Source organism: Bradyrhizobium sp. 31Argb (assembly GCF_043638955.1).
Taxonomy (GTDB): Bacteria; Pseudomonadota; Alphaproteobacteria; order Rhizobiales; family Xanthobacteraceae; genus Bradyrhizobium.
Genome location: NZ_JBEGDB010000174.1, coordinates 1 through 16884, shown reverse-complemented (window position 1 = coordinate 16884; position 16884 = coordinate 1). Strand labels below are relative to the sequence as shown.

Annotated in this window: 12 protein-coding genes and 1 pseudogene; 11 read left to right on the top strand and 2 right to left on the bottom strand. The window is 62.2% G+C overall.

Annotated elements, in window-relative coordinates; genetic code table 11:
- Positions 1-544: 544 nt before the first annotated feature.
- From AAFX91_RS27425 to AAFX91_RS27380, 10 genes and pseudogenes are all read left to right on the top strand, one after another.
- A complete protein-coding gene (locus AAFX91_RS27425) occupies positions 545-2842 on the top strand; it encodes a hypothetical protein (RefSeq protein ID WP_394568721.1) in 2298 nt (765 codons plus the stop codon).
- A 287-nt stretch (positions 2843-3129) separates the two neighbouring features.
- Positions 3130-4459: pseudogene (locus AAFX91_RS27420) on the top strand (DUF1254 domain-containing protein).
- A gap of 236 nt (positions 4460-4695) precedes the next feature.
- A complete protein-coding gene (locus AAFX91_RS27415; protein ID WP_130579395.1) occupies positions 4696-5064 on the top strand; it encodes a DUF2946 domain-containing protein in 369 nt (122 codons plus the stop codon).
- A gap of 458 nt (positions 5065-5522) precedes the next feature.
- Positions 5523-6122: a hypothetical protein gene (locus tag AAFX91_RS27410; RefSeq protein WP_394568720.1), complete on the top strand. Its 600-nt coding sequence runs from the start codon at positions 5523-5525 to the stop codon at positions 6120-6122.
- 3 nt (positions 6123-6125) lie between these two features.
- Positions 6126-6473 (top strand): copper resistance protein CopC, encoded by a 348-nt coding sequence (locus tag AAFX91_RS27405; protein ID WP_394568719.1) that lies wholly within the window; start codon positions 6126-6128, stop codon positions 6471-6473.
- Between the two features lie 43 nt (positions 6474-6516).
- Entirely contained in the window at positions 6517-7509 is a 993-nt protein-coding gene (gene copD, locus AAFX91_RS27400; protein ID WP_394568718.1) for a copper homeostasis membrane protein CopD, read from the top strand.
- Between the two features lie 348 nt (positions 7510-7857).
- Complete coding sequence (locus AAFX91_RS27395; protein ID WP_394568723.1) at positions 7858-8058, top strand: hypothetical protein; 201 nt, start codon at positions 7858-7860, stop codon at positions 8056-8058.
- A complete protein-coding gene (locus AAFX91_RS27390) occupies positions 8055-8420 on the top strand; it encodes a DUF2066 domain-containing protein (RefSeq protein ID WP_394568722.1) in 366 nt (121 codons plus the stop codon). The genes AAFX91_RS27395 and AAFX91_RS27390 overlap by 4 nt, the downstream gene beginning before the upstream one ends.
- Positions 8363-8914: a DUF2066 domain-containing protein gene (locus AAFX91_RS27385; RefSeq protein WP_394568717.1), complete on the top strand. Its 552-nt coding sequence runs from the start codon at positions 8363-8365 to the stop codon at positions 8912-8914. Before AAFX91_RS27390 ends, AAFX91_RS27385 begins: the two co-directional genes overlap by 58 nt.
- Positions 8915-9223: 309 nt before the next feature.
- Positions 9224-12436 carry an ATP-binding protein gene (locus AAFX91_RS27380; RefSeq protein ID WP_394568716.1) on the top strand — a complete coding sequence of 1071 codons (3213 nt, stop codon included), beginning with the start codon at positions 9224-9226 and terminating at the stop codon, positions 12434-12436.
- A 209-nt stretch (positions 12437-12645) separates the two neighbouring features.
- Here the strand turns inward: AAFX91_RS27380 and AAFX91_RS27375 are convergent, their stop codons facing one another.
- On the bottom strand, positions 12646-14007 hold the full coding sequence (locus tag AAFX91_RS27375) for an NAD(P)/FAD-dependent oxidoreductase (protein ID WP_394568715.1): 1362 nt from the start codon (positions 14005-14007) through the stop codon (positions 12646-12648).
- Positions 14008-14160: 153 nt separating this feature from the next.
- Positions 14161-15825: a GMC family oxidoreductase gene (locus tag AAFX91_RS27370; RefSeq protein WP_394568714.1), complete on the bottom strand. Its 1665-nt coding sequence runs from the start codon at positions 15823-15825 to the stop codon at positions 14161-14163.
- Between the two features lie 176 nt (positions 15826-16001).
- Between AAFX91_RS27370 and AAFX91_RS27365 the strand changes: the two genes are divergently transcribed.
- The gene (locus tag AAFX91_RS27365; RefSeq protein ID WP_130579411.1) at positions 16002-16811 is read left to right on the top strand and encodes an MlaD family protein; all 810 of its coding nucleotides are present in this window, start codon (positions 16002-16004) and stop codon (positions 16809-16811) included.
- The last annotated feature ends 73 nt before the right edge of the window (positions 16812-16884 follow it).

Here is a 16884-nt window from a genome sequence, read left to right as displayed (position 1 = left end):
ACAGATCAAAGCTTCGCAGCCATGATCCATCTGACCGCTGCCGTGATAAACTCCCGATGAATCCCAACAGACCCTAGCTCGCTGCGAAACAGCATCGAAACAATTGTCTATTTGGTACGTATCGGGCCGCCAGAAAATACGAGCTTGTGATCAACCTCAAAACTGAAGGTGCTTGGCCTCGACGCGCCCACGCGTCTCTCCCCCTCGTCGACGAGGTAATGGAATAAGCGGCCACTCTGCTGCATCGCATGAGTCCGGAATTGGCCCTTTTGCAACCCCGGTCGACGCCCGCGATTGCGCCGCTCTTGGCGGACAAGCGGACGTCAGGCGTGCCGGACCCAAGCACACCGACGCGCAGACAGCATACCGTGACGTTCGGCAGCGGTGCTCGCAATGCCTGCCAAGCGACGGCGCCTCTCGTCCGGCTTCTCCCCTGCGTCACCACGCCGCCTGCCCCTCGATTGTAATATAGCTCACACGAGCAGTGATCGATCGGGAATAGTCTCATCCTGTGCATCCACGCGCAGCACCAGGAGTGTTGGCCATGACCGAGGGTAGCGCACACGACGCCGACAGCACGCAGATGCCCGGCAAATCCGACATCCGACGAGCAAGCAAACGGCGAACAGAAACGAGCAACTCCGACTCCGACGCCGTCCCCGACGGCGGCAGGATCGAGGCAAGCCCATCGCCCGTCCAGATCATTATGGCGGTCGCCGCCCTCGTGCTCGTTGCCGTGATCTCGTTCGCGACCGTTTTCGTCGTCGGTACCCTTTTCGTCGGAAACCGCGTGACCTACTGGATGATCGAGTTGATCTTCGCGCTACTGTGCGGAGGCGCCGGCGCCCTGCTCGGTGGATCGGCGGTCGTCCGCTCGACCCTGAGAATTCCGGGCAGTCCGGTGCGCGCGACCGTGGGCGGAGCGGTCGCGATGGTTATTGTTGGGTTTGCCTTGGCCTATCTCGGCCAGCCGCCTCTGGACGAGCCGCTGTATGCGCTGGACATTCACGGCGTGCCGGATCGCCAGACGGTCGGCAGCGACGAGTATCGAGTGTTCGTCGGCGCGAACAACTCAGACATCACATTCAGCCGGGATCCCGACAACGTCTCGCTCAAGATCCCACCCCGCGTCGGCACGCATAAGCTCTTGATCGCCGTCTACCGGCCGGTCGGTAAGGACGTATCCCGCACTTTCGCCCGATGCGAGCTCAGCTTCGAGATAATCGCGGGCGAGCGCAACGGGCCGACGCCGATGGATCTACTGTCGGTGGAGAGCTCTCCGCAACCGCACCTCTATTTCTCGCAGCACTACATCGAGCAAACCGTCACCGCCGCGCTGCAGCGCAACGAGCTCGTCGCCGACGAAGCCTGCGTGGAGGGACGCGTGGCGACCAAGTCCGACAAGACGCCCCTCGACGGACATTTCACACTCCAGACCAACAGCGTACGCAGCAGGGCCCTGAACTTCGCCCGGTTTAGCCCGCTGCCGCGTTATTCGGTGCTGGCGCGCGACCGCGCGAACTCAGAACCACTGGACACTCAGCCCGACCTGCCGCCGCAAGCGCGGCCGGTGCCGGGGCATGCGAAGGTATCATCAGCGGCGAGCCCGCCGGAGCCGCCACCAAGTGCGTCGGCCTTGACGCAGGTGGCGCAAGCGGGTGGTCCTGTTCCGAAAACAGCCGCGTCGTCTGCGGAGTCCCGGGCGGAGCAGCGCGCACCCGCTCCGCCTGCTCCGGCCTCGGTCTCCGCTCCGGGCGCCACCACCACTCCCGCCGTGCACTCCGAGCCGAAGACCACCTCCGCAACCGACAGCGGATCGCTCAACGAGCAGGTGGATGCGTATGTCCGCGGGGAAGACCGCGACCGCACCCAGCTGTACCAATCTTGGGGCCAGGTTGCCGACTACGTCGTCAAGGGCCTGCGTGATGAATCCGCCAAAGGTTCAGCACTGGTCGCCCCCTATCTGAACCTGCTCTCGAATGCGCTGGGCGTGATCGACGACGGGAAATACCTTCCGCCGACGCTGCGGCCCAATTGGGATCAGTCGGTGAAGCCCGATCGCCTCTCCAACAAGCGCAACATTCCGGGCTTCCGTTTCGATGACTATCGGATCGTCGTCGAATCCCTGTGCAGCTCGGACGAAGATGTCCGCCGTGCCGCACAGCGGTTGTTGAAACTCTATCCCTCGGACCACTTCCATCCGATCCTGCAGGCGCTGCCGCTGCAGCCCAATTTCAACCGCTGCCGGATCGACTTCACCGCCGAAACCGCCGCCTACTATTTCTACAATCGGATCGTGGAGTACGATGGGATCTTCGCATTGGACAAGGCAAGCCACGACTGGATCAGCCAGAATTACGCCGAGGGCACGGAGTGGGCAAAACGTGGCGAGGCGGAGGGCGGCTCACAGCCTCTCTTCAGCGCTATGCTTGACTATGCCCGTGGCCTGGTGCTGCTCGACCATGGCGAGAGGAAGGACGCACTCGCCTCCTTCAATCTGATGATTGGAGCGATCCGCAGCTCCGGCAGGATCTATCCCTCGAACCCCCGCCATATCGCGACGGCGCTCCGGCTGACCCTCGATCCCGGCAGCAGCGCCAAGACGCTGCAAGGCGCGTCAGCGGTGACTCCGCCTGAGCGCCGTCCGGTCGCGAAGGCCTATATCGTCGCCGACGGCAACGTGCAGCTCTTCGCTGTGCCCGACAACTCGGCCAAGCCATTCGGCAAGATGAAGTCCGATGTGATTGCCAACGTCTATTTGCGGGCCGGCAACTGGGACCTCGTGGAGGGCGGAAACCAGATCGGCTGGGCGCGGCGGCTGGTGACGAGCGCCGCGCGGTAGCCGATGGCTGGGTTCAGACTCCTCCACGTCCAGCAGCGCATGTTCAGGGGGTGAGCGTGGAGAAATACGGAGCCGGGTCAGAGCGGACATGACGCAGCCATACAAGGGTTTGACCGCTGTTGGAAAACAACCTGAGCGGCGCGGACCCGCGACTTCACAATTTCCATTGAACCAGCTCGGGCATAAGGAGACTTAAAGGTAGTCCGGGACTCTGTTCCGGGCTCCCCAGCAAGCCATCCGTCGCTTCTTTTCTTGGCGTCGTACCCGAGCACAAAAAGAGGTCTGCGATGACGATCACCCGACGTGCAGCCACCATTGGCGGTTTGAGTCTGCTCGCTGGCTCTTCTATCAGCACCATATCCAGAGCCGAATGGGGCGAACTCAATCTCGGCGAAGGGCTGGAGGATTTTTGGCTGGCGACGGATGCCTACATCTATGGTTACCCCTTGGTGACGATGGAAATGACCCGCAGGGTCATCACTAATGTCGCACGGCCCGAAGGCACCAAGGCGCCGATGGGACAATTGATCAGACTGCGTGAGTATCCCAACGCCTCCTTTCGCGATGTGACTGCGCCGAACGCCGACACTCTCTATACGACTGCATTCCTGGATGTCGGAAACGAGCCTTGGGTGCTCAGCATCCCCGACATGAAGGACCGGTACTTCCTGTTCCCTATGCTCGATGGGTGGACCACGGTGTTTCAGGTTCCCGGAAAGCGCACGACGGGCACGGGCGCGCAAACTTACGCTATCACGGGCCCAGGCTGGAACGGTGTGCTTCCACAGGGCGTTCGAGAATATAAATCGCCGACAAATATCGTTTGGATTCTGGGCCGCATCTACTGCACCGGCACACCCGAGGACTACAAAGCTGTCCACGAATTGCAAGACCAGTGCAAGCTGGTGCCGCTCAGTTCCTACGGAAAGACGTATACCCCGCCCGAAGGGAAGGTTGATCCGTCCATCGATACCAAGACCGCGGTGCGCGATCAGGTGAACCGGATGGACGCGAAGGCTTACTTCACCTTGCTTGCTCAATTGATGAAAACCAATCCGCCCGCACCAGAGGATGCCCCCGCTCTGGCACGGTTTACAAAGATCGGACTCGTTCCGGGCCAAGATTTCGATGCAAGCAAGCTCAATGCGGATTTTGTCAAGCGAATCCCTGAGGTCGCCTTCGACCGGATCATGGCTCAGTTCAAGCTCAACAGTGAGGTCAAGGACATTAACGGCTGGGGGTTTACGACAAAAACGGGCATCTACGGCACCGACTACCTCATGCGGGCCCTGGTGACGGCCATTGGTCTAAGGACATCTACCCCCGGTAAGCGGCTTCTGGTCCCTTACAATGTATGATGACAAGTATTTCTTCGTGAACAATCCGCTGAACCGCTACTCGATCAGTCCTCGACAGAATCTCAAGACCAATCCCGACGGGTCCACCGACCTCTACATCCAGAAGGATTCACCCGGACCTGGCAAGGAATCTAATTGGCTCCCAGCGCCGGCTGGCAAGTTCATTCTGATGCTCCGCATGTATTGGCCCAAGGAAGGCACCCCATCCATTCTCAATGGTTCGTGGAAAATTCCGGCCGTGACAAAGCAAGAGACATGACTTCGCTTGTCGGCTGTTGTGAAGGGTTTCGGATGCCGGCCGCTTGAGGGACAGCGCCGCGTGCTCGGCGGCCGGCATCCGAAACCCTTCACACGACCGGCCATTCTCGAATGGCTCTTTCGGCCCGTAAAGATCGTCCGTTCGGACTGATCGCTAAGACGGATTGCGCCGTACGCTGGTCCGGATGGCTCGACCCCGACGCAGCACGGTGGTAGCCTTCGTCGTGGGTGGACAAGATGTCTCGACGGCTACAGGGATTTCTTCCGATCGTCCTGCTCGCGCTGGCGATGCAGATCGTGGCGCCGATCGCGGCATGCTGGGCCGCGGGCATCGCGATTGCCGATCCGCTGCAATCAGCCGGCATTTGCCATAGTGACGCAACCACCGGCTCCGGCGATCAGGATCGCGAGCAACATGCTCACGATGGTCTTTGCGCGATCTGCGTAGCCCATGCAGGGACCGCCGTTGATGCGCCGAGGCCTGTCGCCCTCGTTGTGCTCCTCCGTCAGTTCAGGCCAATTCTTTGGGCCGATAAAGAACTGACGCGCGTAGCGTCCCGCATCGGCTCGAATACCCAGGCGCGTGCACCCCCGCGATTTGCGTAAAGCATGGCGGCCCATGGCCGCTGCGTTTGCACATCAAACTCGCGGAGACCTTCCATGTCCATCTGTCACGTGCGAGCGGGCCTATGGGGCGCAGCGATCGCGCTTATTCCTCTTTCCGGAGGCGCGGCCCATGAAATCGTCGGCAACCGCTTCTTTCCGGCCACGCTCACCATCGACGATCCCGGCGTGAATGACGAGCTTTCATTACCGACGGTATCCGGCTTCAAGACCGGCGACGATCCGTCGTTTCGACAGCGCGATTTCTCCGGTGAATTTTCCAAGCGGATCACTGAGGCCTTTGCGATCTCGATCGGGTCGACCTATAGCGTCTTTAGTCCACCCGGGGGGCCCACCGGAACGGGCGCGCACGGATTTCAAAACCTCGAAACCACGTTCAAGTACCGCGTCTTCAAGGACCCCGCGCATGAATTCGTCATGTCGGTGGGGTTGAGCATCGAATGGGGCGGATCGGCGCCGACAGCGTCGGCGCCGATCCGTTCAACACCTACACGCCGACGATCTGGTTCGGCAAAGGCTTTGGCGATCTACCCGACACCCTGTCATGGCTGCGACCGGTCGCTGTTACCGGACAGGTCGGCTACGCCATACCGGGCAGGCGCTCCACGACGACATTCGGGTTCGATCCAGACATCGGCGAGATAACGGCCGACACGGAGTTCAATCCCCAGGTGCTGAACTGGGGCGCAACGATCCAATACAGCATGCCCTATCTGAGGTCCGCGGTGATCGACCTCGGACTGCCGGAATTCGTCAATCACCTGATCCCACTGGTCGAAGCGACGCTGCAGACGCCGGTGTCGAACACGTTGACCTCGGGCACGAAGACGACCGGGACCATCAACCCCGGAGTCCTTTGGGTCGGGAACAAATTCCAGGTCGGTGTCGAAGCCCTAATCCCGATCAACAGGCAAAGCGGCACCAATGTCGGCGTGATCGCCCAACTGCATCTCTATCTCGACGACATCGATCCTCATGGAATTGGAAGACCAATCTTCGGTCCCGCGGTCCAGCCCGCCAGCCCCTTTCCAAGGAATTGATCCATGCGACGCCCAACTCTGAGTCTGCTTTTGCTATTGCTTGCGACCCGCGAAGCGGCCGCTCACGCCTTCCTCGACCACGCCGAGCCCCGCGTCGGCAACAAGGTCGCAAGCCCTCCGCGCGAGGTGACGCTCTGGTTCACGCAGAAGCTGGAGCCGGCGTTCAGCACCGTCACCGTAACCGGCCCGGCCGGGCAGCGCGTCGACACCGGCAAGGCTCGTGTCAGTGGCAACCAGATGTCGGTCGCGCTAAAGCCGGGTGGCACTGGCGCGTACCACGTGAATTGGCGCGTGCTGTCCGTGGACACCCACACGACCGATGGCAGCTTCAGCTTCTTGGTCGGCCAATAGGCCGCGCGAGGCGCCGATGGACTGGTCCGCAGCAGGGGCGCCCATGATCGCGACGCGAGCGATCCACTTCGCGGCGACGGCAACTATGACCGGAACGCTGGTTTTCCGGATGGTGGTCGCGAAACCCGTTTTGCGTTCGGAGGAAGGCATCGCCAATCGACTCCAGACCCAAACGCTTCGGGTCCTATGGCTTGCTCTTGCTGCCGCGACGATCTCCGGGGCGATCTGGCTGTTGCTGCAGGCGGGGTCGATGAGCGGACTGCCATCGAATGAGGCCATGAGCACGGACGTATTGTCGACGGTGATCAATGAAACGCAGTTCGGCCAGGTCACGACAATTCGCCTGGGCCTTGCGATCGGTCTGGCGGCCTGCCTTGCATGTTATCGCGTGGCAATCGCGGAGTGGCTAGCGCTTGCGGCGGCGCTCGGTTTCGCCGCAAGTCTCGCCTGGACTGGTCACGCTGGCTCGACACTTGGAGCGATGGGCTACCTGCACCTCGCCGCAGATACGCTCCATCTGATTGCCGCCGCGGCCTGGATCGGCGGCTTGGTGGCACTGAGCTTGTTCCTGGCCATCGCCCATCGAAACAACGCAATGTCGCTCGCTCGCAATGTCGTTGCCCGATTTTCGACGTTGGGCATCGTCAGCGTAGCAATCCTCATGCTCAGCGGCATTATCAACGCCGCCATCCTGGTCGGCTCCCTGCACGGGCTCGTCGCCACCGAATATGGGCGCGTGCTGACGCTCAAGGTCGCGATGTTCGCGGTGATGCTCGTCTTCGCTGCTATCAACCGGTTTCGCCTGACGCCGCAGCTCGCTTCCTTTGGAAACGAGCAATCGTCCAACGCGCTTCGTCAACTGATCCACAACAGCGCGATCGAGACAGCATTCGGACTGGGCATCCTTGTCATTGTTGCGATGCTCGGAACCATGCATCCCGCCGTTCACTACGACCTCGCGATGACCGGCGACTATCAAAGCTACATTGGCCCCTGTCGCGCGCAAACATTGTCTAGCGCACACGGTCATCACTGAGAGTCGGCTTGTGGCCCTGAACTGAACCGCGCTCCAGCCCTCACCACGTCGGCTGTCTGAACCAGGGCGGACATCTGTGCGCCCACCTCGACCGCCGCTTTGCCCCACGGCGGAACTGTGTCGATCTTGATCAAGGTTCCTTCCGGCCTCCGGTCGACCGGCCTCGATCGGCTTTGCCGCGCATTGACGGCCGCGCCCATGGTGTTCATCATCCTTGGCCGCGGTCATCTACTACGTAGTCTGCTAACCCCGTGGAGTGACAGCCATGATGCAGAACCTCGTGGCCGGGTGTGTCTTGGTGGCTTTGATTATCATGGGCTTGCTTGCCCTCGCCCAGCAACATGAAGGGTGCTTGCACGGGCGCTCGATCAAAACATTAAAGCCGTGCGGATCGGTCAGCACTTCAATGTAGCGCTGGCGACCGGTATTGCGGCCGCGTCGCCACCAAGTGGCTCGGGTGGCGGGCTGCTCCTTTTTTCAGCCTATCCCGCTCGGCGCGAGGTCGCCGATCTTGTTCAGCATCCGTTCAAGTGGCGGCTCGGCAGATGATCGTGCTTACTCGGCATATGACCAAGCGATGTCCAGGTGTGGTCGCCGTCATCGTCAAGATATTGCTGATAGCTGCGTTGGCGAACTGGGCCAGCACATCCGCAGCCGCGGCGGAGAATCTCTATCGCGCACAGACAATCGTCACTGGACAGGGTGAAGCCAATCGCACCATCGGCTTCGCCGCTTGTCTCGAGGACGTTCTCATCAAGGTGTCCGGAGCTCTCGAACTGGGGAGCGATCCTCGACTAGACACGTACAAATCGCGTTCGGCCGATTTCGTCAGCGCCTTAGCTACCACGACCAGATGTCCGGCAAGCCGAAGCGCGACGAGCAGGGCACCCGCGACCGGCCGTACGATTTGATCGTCGATTTCGATGACAGGAAGATCAACGATGTTCTTAACTCGCTCGGCGTCAAGCCCTGGCTTTCGCGCCGCCCGATCCTTGGCGTTTTTGTCGAGATGGAGCAGGGCTCAAGACAATATATCGCCACATCGGATGCAAAGCAGTCCGACCTGCAACGTGACGCGCTCCTCGCCGCGGCCCTGAAGCGGGGCATGATGATCGTGCTGCCCGATGTCGCAGCATTGGCGAAAGCCAATATCAATGCCGCAGAGCTCTTGATGACACCGTCCTCGACATTGGCATCCGTGGCGGCCGAACGGGGTGGCGAAGTCGCCTTGGTCGGACGGCTGAAGTGGGAAGATTCGGAGCTCGGATGGGCGACGGAGTGGCGCATGGACTGGAATGGCCGGATGCACCGATGGCAGCTTCGCGGCGTCACATTTGATGAAGCCTTCCGCCGCGGCATCGGCGGCGCGGCTCAAATCCTCTCGGGAAACGGCGATCCGGGATAGGCGGAAGCGACCGGCCACTGGTCAAGACGCCAGCGGAACAATCAGCGCAATGGCCGTTGGCCTGTCCGATCTGTGCGGCATTTCACTCATAATCGATGTAATCTGCGGTAATCCAGCTCAGGGCTCTGACGAGCCCGGATACAGAGCCCATGTTCCTTTCGGGGGTGCGGCGAATGGGCCGGCTGCCCCGCAAGTGCAATGTTCCGATCGATAGCGGCGTGGCGAGCGCACCTTTTTGTCCCGTTGCCGCGCGGGAACTCTGGTCGGCCGGCAAGGCCATGATTGACAGCAGCTCAGCCGGGAGGCGACGTGCAGGAGATTGCCGAGTGGCTTGATCGACTTGGTCTCGGGCAATACGCGCAGCGTTTTGCCGACCACGCGATTGACGTCTCCGTTCTGCCCCACCTGACAGATGAGGACCTGAAGGACATCGCAATTCCGCTCGGGCACCGGCGGAAAATCCTTGCAGCCATCGGCGAGCCTGCCGCTCCTGCGCAGGCTGCACCCGAACGCCCTGCGTCGTCGATGGAGCCGAAGACACAGGACACCGCGGAGCGCCGTCAGGTCACCGTCATGTTCGTCGACCTGGTGGGCTCGACGGAACTTTCGACGCGCATGGATCCGGAGGATTTACGAGACATCATTTCAGCCTACCAGAAATGTGTCACGGAGACCGTGCGGCGCTTCGACGGCTTCGTGGCAAAATATATGGGCGACGGCGTTCTCATCTATTTCGGCTATCCAGGAGCGCACGAGGATGACCCGGAGCGAGCAGTACGAGCCGGACTGGGGCTGATCTCGGCACTATCCGTCCTCAAGGCTCCGGTCGTTCTGCAAATCCGCATCGGGATCGCGACCGGAGTGGTGGTCGTGGGAGATCTCGGCGGGTCGGGGGGCACCCAGGAACGCGGCATTGTCGGTGAAACTCCAAACCTGGCCGCGCGGCTGCAACAGGTCGCGTCGCCGAACATGGTGGTCATTGCTGACGGCACCCGGAGACTGCTCGGAAATCTGTTCGAGCTGCAGGATCTCGGGACAAGAGACCTCAAGGGCATCCAGGGCGACGTGCGCGTGTGGGCGGCACTGCGGCCGAGCTCGGTGGCAAGCCGCTTTGAGGCGCTGCACGTGGGTGCCCTGACGCCGCTGGTGGGGCGGGAAGAAGAACTCGAGTTGCTGCTTCAACGCTGGTCAAAGGCCAGGGACGGCGAAGGTCAGGTGGTGCTGATTTCCGGCGAAGCGGGGATCGGCAAGTCACGGCTCACCTTCGGATTGCTCGAGCAGCTTGCTCGCGAGCCGCACATACGCCTGCGTTACGTCTGTTCGCCGCAACATACCGATAGCGCGCTTCATCCGATCATCAGCCAGTTGATGCGCGTCGCTGCATTGGAAGACGATGGCGGCCCGCAATCGAAATTGGACAAGCTCGATGCGCTGCTGGCGCAGAGCTCGACCTCGTCCGAGGATGCGTCCCTGATCGCCGAGTTGCTGTCGCTGCCCAACGATGGGCGCTACCCGCCAGTTGAAGTCGAGCCGCAGCTCCGTCGTCAGAAAACGCTGGCAGCTCTCTGTTCGCAGCTTGAGGCGCTGGCGCGGATCAGTCCCGTGCTGATGATTGTCGAAGATGCGCATTGGACCGACCCAACCAGCCACGAATTGTTCACCCGGGTGGTGGATCTGGCCGCAAGACACCGGCTCTTGATGCTCATTACTTTCAGGCCGGAATTCAGCGCGCCCTGGATCGGACCGTCGCATGTGGCTGCGCTGACGCTCAATCGGCTGACGCGGCGCGACATCGATTCCCTCATCAAGGAAGTCGTCGGCATCCGGTCGCTGCCGGCAGGCATCCGCCAGGACATCATCGAGCGCAGCGACGGCGTTCCACTGTTCGCCGAGGAAATGACCAAGGCGGTGCTGGATGCGGAGGGTGAGAACGAAGCGCAGCGGGCCGCCGCAGGAAAGCCAAGGTCCGTGGTGCCGGTCCCGGCGAGCCTGCAGGCCTCGCTGATGTCGCGGCTGGACCGGCTCGGCCCGGCGAAGGACGTGGCGCAGGTTGGCGCGGCGATCGGACGTGAATTTCCTCACATGCTGCTGGCTGCGGTGGTGCGAAAGCCGCCGACGGAATTGGACGACGAGCTTGACCGGCTCGTCGCCGCAGGTTTGCTGTTTCGAGAGGGCAACCCGCCGCATGCGAGCTATCTGTTCAAGCATGCGCTGGTACAGGACGCAGCCTACAGCACGCTATTGCGCGAGCCACGACGCATGCTGCACGCGCGCATCGCCGACGTCCTCGAGAGAGAGTTTCCGGAAATCGCCGAAAGCCAGCCCGAGCTGCTGGCGCGTCATTACATGAACGCCGACCTGATCGAGAAGTCTGCGCTCCTGTGGGGCAAGGCGGGACAGCGCTCACAGGAGCGCTCGGCACTGGCCGAAGCCGCAGAACAGCTCACCCATGCCCTGGCGCAAGTCGCAACCTTGCCCAGCACGCCCGACCTGCGGCGCGAGCAGATCGTTTGGCAAATTGCGCTCGTGAACACGCTCATGCATGTCAAGGGCTACAGCGCGCCCGAAACTAAGGCTGCGGTGGCTCAGGTGAGAACGCTGATCGAGCAGGCCGAACGGTTCGGAGAATCTCCCGATGATGCTTCACTGCTGCTCTCGGCGCTGTTCGGGCAATGGCTCGTCAATTTCATAAGCTTCGATGGCGAGGTCGCGCGAGAGCTCGCCGCGCGGTTTCTTGCCCTCGGTGAGAAGGATGGGACGACGGTACCGCTCATGGTCGGACATCGCACCATGGCGAGCACGCTCGCGTTCATGGGGGATCAGGTCAAGGCTCTGGCGCATTACAACGAGGCGCTGGCGCTTTACCGTCCGGCCGAGCACCGGCGATTGATGACGCGATTCGGCCAGGACCTGCGGGTGACATGCCTGGGCTTTCGTTCAATGGCGTTGTGGCAGCTCGGCTATCCCGACGCTGCGCTCAGGGATGCAGACTGCGCGCTGATGGAAGCGCGTCAGATTGAACATGCCGCCACTTTGATGTTCACGCTGAACTTCCCCATTCTCGTTAACACCTATTGCGGGAATTATGACGCGGCAAACGAGTATCTCAAGGAACTTGCCATCCTGGCAGAGGAGAAGCGCGCCCCATTTCGAAAGGCGGAAGGTGTATTGCGGCGGGGCTATGTCCTCACCCTCATGGGAAGAGCCACAGAGGCGGTCGAGACAGTCACGTTAGGCATCGATTTATGGCGGTCGGCCGGGTCGACCATATTCACGCCGGAGCACCAGTTCATGCTGGCAACTGCGCATGCGGATTCGGGCCAATTTGATGATGCCTGGCGCTGCATCGACAAGGCAATGGCGGCGATGCAAGCAACCAAGGAAAGGTGGTGCGAGGCTGAGGCGCATCGTGTTGCCGGTGAAATCGCGCTCAAATCGCCGCAGCGGGACGTGGCGAAAGCGAAAGCGTATTTCGAGCGATCCCTCACTCTTGCGCGCGCCCAGCAGGCCAAGTCGTGGTAATTGCGCGCAGCGATGAGCCTGGCACGGCTCCTGGCTGAGCAGGGCAATCGACAAGCGGCCCGCGACCTTCTCGACCCAGTGTACGATTGGTTCACCGAAGGCTTTGACACAAGCGATTTGCGGAACGCCCGAGCCTTGCTCGGCGAGCTTCGTTGACAGCCCTTCCGCAACGAAGCTTCGCCCTTCTCAAACCTTGCGTAAGGTCTGAATTATTCGGCAGCCATTTGGGACAGTTCAAGCTGAACGAGCCGCTCGACGGCCCGCTCCTGGAGAGCGCTTGGCGGCTTCAGCAATTGCTGAACCTCTGCGAGCAGCCGGTGAACGGCGGGATCGCGCATCGCGGCCCGAAGCAGGGCTCCGTTGTATTGGAGCCGGCTCTCGAAATCTGCCGGGCGTTCGCCGCGTGTCTCGGGATAGACCAGATCCGGGATCGCCGACATGTTCCAGGGACCCTCGACCAACGGCAGGCTCTCGGAAAAGAACGCCAGCGCCAGTCCGGCAAGCGGATCGGCCTTGGTCGCGCGCCCCTGCAGAAGCTGCCTCAGAAGGCGACCTTCCTGCGCCGCCGCGCTCATGCCCTGGCCATAGACGGGGTTGAAGCGGCAGATCGAATCGCCGATCGGCAGCAGGCCGCGCGGGAATGCGCTCAGCCGATCGAAACGGCGCCATACGCTGGCTGGGAAGGCATAGCGTTCGAATCCGCCTTGCCGCTCGGCATGCGCAATGGCGTTGTAGACCGTCTGCGTCTCGAGTCGCCTGGCATAATCCATGAAGCCGTCCGGCTCGGCCGGCGGCTGTTCGCCGAGCCGTCCCGAGAGCGTCACGACCCAGCGGTTGCCTTCGACCGGCATCAGATAGCCGCCGCGGCTGCGTTCCGGCGCGTGCGGGTGAGTGGCTACGCCGCCCCAATCGGTGGATGCATCCTGGGGAATGGCGAAGGTGGTCGTCGTATAATGGAGATCGACACCAATGACGATTTCATCCGGCACCGGCTGGCCGGACGAACGGAGCAGCGCCAAGGTTGGCGCACCGCGTCCGGAAGCGTCGACAACGAGATCGGCTGCGAGGGTTTCCTGCCGCCCTTCAGCATCTTCACATATGACGCCAGTGACCATGGTGCCATCGGGCGTGGCGGTGATCTCGAGCACCCGGCATCCCGGCCGCATCGTCAGATTAGTCAGCCTCTCGGCCTGTCGGCGCGTGATCAGCTCGATCAGCGGACGGGATGCGCAGTAGAGGAACCAGCCGAAATCACGCGACGGGAGCGGACCGAGACCCGGGATCTCCATACGTACGTCGCGTGACATTCGAAGCGGCACCGAGCCGGCATTTGCCAGATCCCGCTCGAAATGCGGAAACAGATCGGTCAGCGCCCGCTGGCCGCCTGGCAGCAAAACGTGCAGATGCCGGGATTGCGGCGTGCCGGCTCGCGGCACGGCCTGTTCAGGCAGGCGGTCGCGCTCAAGCACGATCACCCGTTCGAAGTGGTCGGCCAGCGCACGCGCTGCGGCCAAACCAGCCATGCTCGCACCGATCACTACGGCCTGCTTACCGATCGCTCTGACTACCATCGCAGTCCTCTCCTCATCCGCGCAGCGGTGTCGCATCATGAGGGGACGAACGGGTTACAGCGTGATTTCAGCGTGGAAGAAGCGCGTTACGATCGTAGTGCCGCGAGGCGATGACCGCCTGATCTGAGCACAAAGTGTTCATCTGAGATTGCTCTACCCCGCGAGCACCAGATCGCTGGCCTTCTCGGCGACTGCGATGGCGGCGGCATTGGTCATCGCCTGCGGGATCCCGGGGAACAGCGAGGCGTCGATGACGCGCAGACCCGCAACGCCTTTCACGCGCAAGGACTCGTCGACGACGGCACCGATGCGGCACGTGCCGACAGGATGATGGAACGAATCTGTCGCGCGAAGAATGAACTTGCGGATGTCATCGGCGGTCTTTGCCTCGGGCCCCGGATAGACTTCGCGTGCGCGCCAGTCGGCAAAGGCTGCACCTGCCCCGATCTCGCGAGCGAGAGAAACGCCCTCGACAAGAAGGTCCATGTCGGCCGGCTCGGAGAGATAGTTCGGATCAATCAGAGCAGGAGCTCGCGGATCACCCGAAGCGAGTTTCACGCTGCCGCGGCTGCGGGGTCGCATCAGGCAAGAAACGAGCACGTAAGCCGGTGGAGGCAGCGGGCCGACGCTCGGCAGGACGAACGGCAAGGACAGGCACATCACAAGGTGCTCCGGGCTGTCATTTGGGTCGCTGCGCGGCACGTAGAGGACAGCGTCAGCATGGTTGTAATGCGAGCGCGGCACCTCGCGCCGTGCGGCGTACGCCACGCCCGCGACCAATGGATGGTCTTCAAGATGGCGGCCGACATCCGGCAGATCCACGGCAACGGGAATGCCGAACGATCGGAGCTGGTCGGCCGGGCCGATTCCCGACAGCATCAGAAGGCGTGGCGAATCGATCGCACCGGCACAAAGCAGCACCTCGCTCGCGGCCCGCACGATGCGTTCGGCGAGCCGCACGCCGATGCACCGTCCACCTTCGATCGCGAGGCCCAGCACGTCCGTGTCCACCAGCAGATCGACGGTCACGCTCTCGAGACTTCCGAGATACGCCGTCGCCGCATCGTGGCGAGCGCCGTCCTTGATGCTGAGTTGATTCCAGCCGACGCCAGTCGTGACCTCCCCTCCGATATCCGATGACATCGGGTACCCGAGGTCTTGCGATGCCTTAACGAAGGCGGATGCCATCGGATTGCGATCCGTGACATCCGCGAGCGACAAGACGTGGAGAGGACCACTGCCTCCCCGCCATGCGCTGCCACCGCCGGAAAAAGTTTCGGCGCGCTTGAAGTATGGCAGGAGGTCCGCCGCGCGCCACCCCATGGGCCAGCGGTCATACGCCGCCGGGTGGCCGCGCTGATAGGCGAGCGCATTGATCGTACTGGAGCCGCCCACGACCTTGCCGCGCGGACAGCGGATGATGCGGCCTCCCAATCCCGGTTGAGGGGTCGTCAAATAGCGCCAGTCAAGCTCGGTGCCCTGCAGCTTGGGCCACTCCTGCGGATCTCTGACCGCTGCCAGCTTCGCTTCTCCGCCGGCCTCGATAAGGAGCACCCGTCGTCCAGCCAGGGCGAGCCGGTGCGCCATGACGCAACCGGACGAGCCCGCACCGACAATGATGTCGTCGTAAGACGAACCGAGTTGCTCAGGCGAATGCAATATGCGGACGCCGGATGCGGCCCCTGCCCCGGCGCCTGCGGACCGAGCCAGGCTCGACAGCGCGAGCCCGCCGCCGAACGTTGCCGCCAGGGCGTTGCGGCGATTGACCGGCCGGCTCGTGAAGCCGCCGCTGTGATCGCCGGCGATCGTGCTGGTCATTGGTCACCCCCCGCCTTCACAGCTCGCTTCGTTGCGCCATTCTTTTTACGCTTTTCTTTCCTCTCGGTGCAAAGTGGTTACGGAACATCACGACGATCCTGCCGAATTGTTCGATCACTGCGGTGACTGGCCGCCGCAAATCCGCTATTTTTGCAGCCCACTTCGAAGGTCGAAACATGGTGCGCGCCAGCAATGTAATGATCGGGACGTTGGCGCTGGCGTTGATCGCCGGCGCGCTCGGCGGCTGGCTCGGCTACCGCAAATATGCCGGAATCCAGCAGCAGGTGCCGTTCCGGGTGATCTTCGAGGGCTCGGCCTCGGGCCTGCGCCGCGGCGGCAGCGTGAATTTCGCCGGCGTGCGCATCGGCGAGGTGGAGTCGATCAGGCTCGACCGTCACCGCGTGATCGCCATGACGCGGATCGAGAAAACCGCGCCGATCAAGAAGGACACCCAGGTCGGCCTCGAATTCCAGGGCCTGACCGGCATCGCCGCGATCTCCTTCACCGGCGGCACCGACGAGGCACCGCTTCCGCCGACCGGCGCCGACGGCATTCCGGAACTGACCGCCGATCCCCTGGGGACGATGGGCATCCAGGAAAAGATCCGCGCCGTGCTGCGCAATGTCGACACTGTCATCAACGACAACGAGGATGCGATGAAGGACACGCTGCGGGGGTTCGAGACCTTCACCGCCTCGCTGTCGAGCAATGGCGAGAAGATCAGCAGCGTCATCAGCACCGCCGAGGCGGGCGTCAATGCCGTCGACGACGGCATGAGCCGCACCGAAGCATTCCTGAAGAGCCTCGGCAGCGACAAATATGGCGGCGAATTGCTGCCGACCGTCATCTCGCTGCGCGAACTGATCGAGAGCTTCGACAAGAAGTCCGGCGCGCTGATGGCCGACACGAGAAAGATGCTTGGCGATATCAGCCAGTCCGTGAACCAGGCGAACCGGAAATTTGGCGGAACCGGCGGCGGGCGCTAGCATTACAGTTGTAATTGACTGAGGATTCTGAATCCATGGGCAACCATGATTCGAAGATCGTGGACGCAGGCAG

Bases quoted from the DNA above. Each gene is read 5' to 3' on its own strand.
- AAFX91_RS27425 (WP_394568721.1), top strand. From the start codon at position 545: ATGACCGAGGGTAGCGCACACGACGCCGACAGCACGCAGATGCCCGGC.
- AAFX91_RS27415 (WP_130579395.1), top strand. From the start codon at position 4,696: ATGTCTCGACGGCTACAGGGATTTCTTCCGATCGTCCTGCTCGCGCTG.
- AAFX91_RS27410 (WP_394568720.1), top strand. From the start codon at position 5,523: ATGGGGCGGATCGGCGCCGACAGCGTCGGCGCCGATCCGTTCAACACC.
- AAFX91_RS27405 (WP_394568719.1), top strand. From the start codon at position 6,126: ATGCGACGCCCAACTCTGAGTCTGCTTTTGCTATTGCTTGCGACCCGC.
- copD (WP_394568718.1), top strand. From the start codon at position 6,517: ATGATCGCGACGCGAGCGATCCACTTCGCGGCGACGGCAACTATGACC.
- AAFX91_RS27390 (WP_394568722.1), top strand. From the start codon at position 8,055: ATGATCGTGCTTACTCGGCATATGACCAAGCGATGTCCAGGTGTGGTC.
- AAFX91_RS27385 (WP_394568717.1), top strand. From the start codon at position 8,363: ATGTCCGGCAAGCCGAAGCGCGACGAGCAGGGCACCCGCGACCGGCCG.
- AAFX91_RS27375 (WP_394568715.1), bottom strand. From the start codon at position 14,007: ATGGTAGTCAGAGCGATCGGTAAGCAGGCCGTAGTGATCGGTGCGAGC.
- AAFX91_RS27370 (WP_394568714.1), bottom strand. From the start codon at position 15,825: ATGACCAGCACGATCGCCGGCGATCACAGCGGCGGCTTCACGAGCCGG.
- AAFX91_RS27365 (WP_130579411.1), top strand. From the start codon at position 16,002: ATGGTGCGCGCCAGCAATGTAATGATCGGGACGTTGGCGCTGGCGTTG.